Source organism: Vibrio sp. V19_P1S1T109 (genome assembly GCF_002241375.1).
In the GTDB taxonomy this organism is placed as follows: domain Bacteria; phylum Pseudomonadota; class Gammaproteobacteria; order Enterobacterales; family Vibrionaceae; genus Vibrio; species Vibrio anguillarum.
Genome location: NZ_NDIM01000320.1, coordinates 1 through 3,883 on the forward strand (window position 1 = coordinate 1; position 3,883 = coordinate 3,883).

At 42.3% G+C, this 3,883-nt stretch carries 3 protein-coding genes; all 3 read right to left on the reverse strand.

The features are described 5' to 3' along the window. Positions 1-109 precede the first annotated feature (109 nt). The 3 genes from B9J87_RS15400 to wecB are packed head-to-tail and all read right to left on the reverse strand — an operon-like array spanning position 110 to position 3,827. A complete protein-coding gene (locus B9J87_RS15400) occupies positions 110-1,441 on the reverse strand; it encodes a UDP-glucose dehydrogenase family protein (protein WP_013857366.1) in 1,332 nt (443 codons plus the stop codon). A gap of 11 nt (positions 1,442-1,452) precedes the next feature. Further along, positions 1,453-2,691 carry a UDP-N-acetyl-D-mannosamine dehydrogenase VpsB gene (vpsB, locus tag B9J87_RS15405; protein ID WP_064624711.1) on the reverse strand — a complete coding sequence of 413 codons (1,239 nt, stop codon included), beginning with the start codon at positions 2,689-2,691 and terminating at the stop codon, positions 1,453-1,455. Positions 2,692-2,708: 17 nt separating this feature from the next. Beyond that, positions 2,709-3,827, reverse strand: coding sequence for a non-hydrolyzing UDP-N-acetylglucosamine 2-epimerase (gene wecB / locus B9J87_RS15410; RefSeq protein WP_081265467.1), 1,119 nt, complete (start codon positions 3,825-3,827; stop codon positions 2,709-2,711). Positions 3,828-3,883: the final 56 nt, after the last annotated feature.

Consider the following 3,883-nt stretch of genomic DNA (forward strand, 5'->3'; position numbering starts at 1 on the left):
TTAATTGTTCAGGGCGACGATAGGTACAGATCCCTATCGTTACCTTTTTTTTATTATTTGTCATTCCTATGACCTAAAATCTCTGTTCGAGAAGGTTTTTAAGTTGTATTTATGACAACTTATTCCTACCGATACTATAGTAAACAAAACCTTTTTTGGTCATCCGTATCGGATCAAATAGATTTCGGCCATCGAACAATACGGCTTGTTTTAATTGCTCTTTAATTTTGACAAAATCTGGAGCTTTAAAGCTTTGCCATTCAGTACAAATAATCAATGCATCGGCGTTTGTTAGTGCAGCTTCTTTTGTGCCCATAAGCATTAAATCCTCTCGGCTCCCATAAATGCGCTGAGTTTCCTCCATCGATTTTGGGTCATAGGCTTGTACTCTTGCTCCTGCCTCCCATAACTGCTGCATCAATACTCGACTCGGTGCTTCACGCATATCATCCGTATTTGGTTTAAAACTTAATCCCCAAATGGCGAATGTTTTTCCCGACAGATCAGGGCCAAACTCTTTTGTAATATATTCAAATAGTTTATGTTTCTGCGCATAATTCACCGCTTCTACGGCTTTGAGAATTTGAGACTCATATCCTATTTCATCGGCAGTGCGAACTAGCGCTTGTACATCTTTAGGAAAACACGATCCGCCATAGCCACAGCCAGGATAAATAAATTGAAAACCAATTCTGGAATCAGAACCGATCCCTTGACGAACTTGCTCTATGTTTGCACCCACCCGCTCAGCAATATTTGCCATTTCATTCATGAAACTAATTTTTGTGGCAAGCATACAATTCGCAGCATATTTAGTAAGTTCAGCACTTTTAATATCCATCACAATAACTTTTTCATGATTTCTATTAAAAGGAGCATAAAGCTCTCGCATTAACTCTTCGGCTTCTCTTGAGTCTGTACCAATCACTATTCGGTCAGGACGCTTACAATCATCAACCGCAGCACCTTCTTTTAAAAACTCTGGATTAGAGACGACGGAGAACGTTAATTTAGACCCTTTATTATCCAGTATAGCTTGGATAGTATTCCTAACTTTATCTGCAGTACCTACTGGCACGGTTGACTTATCAATAATAATTTTTGGTGATTGCATATATGTCGCAATCGTTTCAGCGACTTTAAGGACATACTTTAAATCCGCAGAGCCATCTTCATCTGGAGGAGTGCCAACCGCAATAAACTGCAAATCGCCAAAATCCACGCCAACTTTGGGATCGGTCGTAAAGCTAAGGCGTCCCTCTTGGTAGTTTTTCTCAACCAATGCGGTTAAACCTGGCTCGTAAATAGGAATAATGCCCTTTTTAAGATTTTCAACGCGGCTTTCGTCTATATCAACGCAGCAAATGTCATGGCCAGCATCGGCAAGGACAGCCGCTTGCACCAAGCCTACATATCCAATACCGTAAAATGTTACTTTCATCTTAATTCCTTTTATACAACACCACGAGTATCAATCACTACTTTCTTGGCAAACGCCGTTTTATCTGCTTCTTTAAAATCTCGGTGATCAACCAGCACCACAACGATATTGGCTAACTCTAAAGCACGCTCTAGCGAGACTAGCTCAACATCATGTTCTGTTAACTTACCCGGTAATTGGTGGATATTTGGCTCTACCGCTAGAATTTGTCCAATATTGTCTTGTGCTAAATGCAAAGTGATGTCTAAAGCTGGGCTTTCACGTAAATCATCAATATCGGCTTTAAAGGCCAAACCTAAGCAGGCAATGACTGGTTTTTTGAACTGATCTGCGGCTTGTTTTACCTGATCAACGACCCAGTGTGGTTTACCATCATTAACATGACGAGCAGCAGCAATCAGTTTTGCTTCTTCTGGGCAGCTGTTAACAATAAACCAAGGGTCAACTGCAATACAGTGCCCGCCAACACCTGGTCCTGGGTTTAATATGTTGACCCGAGGGTGGCGGTTGGCCAATTTAATTAATTCCCAAACATTGATTTTTAATTTCTCACAAATAAGGGAAAGTTCGTTCGCGAATGCAATATTGACGTCGCGAAAGGAGTTTTCTGTTAATTTCGCCATCTCCGCCGTACGAGAGTTGCTGATGATGCATTCGCCTTTAACAAAGGTTTTATACAGAGCCATCGCTTTCTCGCTACAAGATTTACTCATACCACCAATCACTCGGTCATTACTGACTAATTCTTGTAGTACATAACCCGGTAAAACTCGCTCTGGGCAATGCGCTACTTTAATGTCAGCCGTATCACCTTTATGCTGTGGGAAAGTTAAATCAGGACGAGCCTCTGCTAGCCATGCGGAAAGCTTTTCTGTCGCACCGACTGGGGAAGTACTTTCCAATACCACCAAGTTGCCTTTTTCCAGAACTGGCGCAATCGCTTTGGCTGCGGCTTCTATATAGCTAAGATCAGGCTCGTGATTATCACCTTTAAATGGTGTGGGTACCGCCACTAAGAAAGCATCAGCTGGTTCAGCTGTCACAGTTGCTTTTAGTTTGCCAGTCATCACTGCACTTCGAACTACGATATCTAAATCCGGTTCGACAATGTGAATTTCACCTTTATTGATTGTATCGACAGCGTGTTGATTGACATCTACGCCAATCACTTCAATACCACGCGAGGCTATAACGGCAGCCGTTGGCAGGCCGATATACCCTAAACCAATCACAGAAACTTTATTAAACATCTTATTTTCCTTAAATCTTATCTTGCTAGAATGTCGGCGATACGTTGACAGGCTTTGCCATCACCGTATGGATTGTGTGCTTGACTCATGAGTTGGTAAGCGCGCTCATCACTAAGCAACTGGTCTAACTCTTCACAAATCAGTTGTGTGTTAGTCCCAACCAGCTTGACCGTACCCGCGCTTACCGCTTCAGGTCGTTCGGTGGTGTCTCTCATCACTAATACAGGCTTCCCTAGCGACGGTGCCTCTTCTTGAATACCACCGGAATCGGTTAAAATGATGTGTGCTCTGTCCATCAAATAGACAAAGGGCAAATACTGTTGTGGATCCACTAAGAAAATGTTTTCAATGCCTTTTAAAAGACGATTGACGGGCTCTTGAACATTCGGATTAAGATGTACCGGATAAAGAATTTGACAGTCAGGGTGACGCTTTGCTGTGATGGATAAGGCTTCACAAATACGCTCAAATCCATCACCAAAACTTTCACGACGGTGGCCTGTAACAAGAATGAGTTTTTTATTGTTATCAAGCATCGGAAACTGGTGTGCCAGCGTAGCATTGAGATCTTGCTCGTTGTGAATCTTGTTACGGATCATAAACAAGGCGTCAATGACGGTATTCCCAGTAATATGGATGTTCTCGAGGCAATAATTTTCATCCAATAAATTTTGTTGAGATGTTGCCGTTGGTGCGAAATGATAGTGAGTCAATGCACCCGTAAGCTTGCGGTTCGCTTCTTCAGGCCAAGGAGAATAGATATTGCCGGTGCGTAACCCAGCCTCAACGTGGCCGACTGCAATTTGCTGATAATAACAAGCAAGTGAAGTCGCAAACGTTGTAGCGGTATCGCCATGAACTAAGACGATGTTTGGTTGAAAGTCTTTTAGAACCGTTTCCATACCGTTCAAGATTTTAGTCGTTACTGTCGTCAGTGTTTGCCCTGGTTCCATGATATTAAGATCAAAATCAGGCACCACTTCAAACAACTCTAAAACCTGGTCAAGCATTTCCCTGTGCTGGCCAGTGACGCATACTTTTGTGTCGAAGCGGTTATCTTGTTTAAGCTGATGAACTAGAGGCGCCATTTTAATTGCTTCAGGTCGTGTACCAAACGCAATGAGTATTTTTTTCACTTTATTTATTTCCTTGGGCTAAACTAAACGACTGTTAAGAACAAACTGTTCAACGC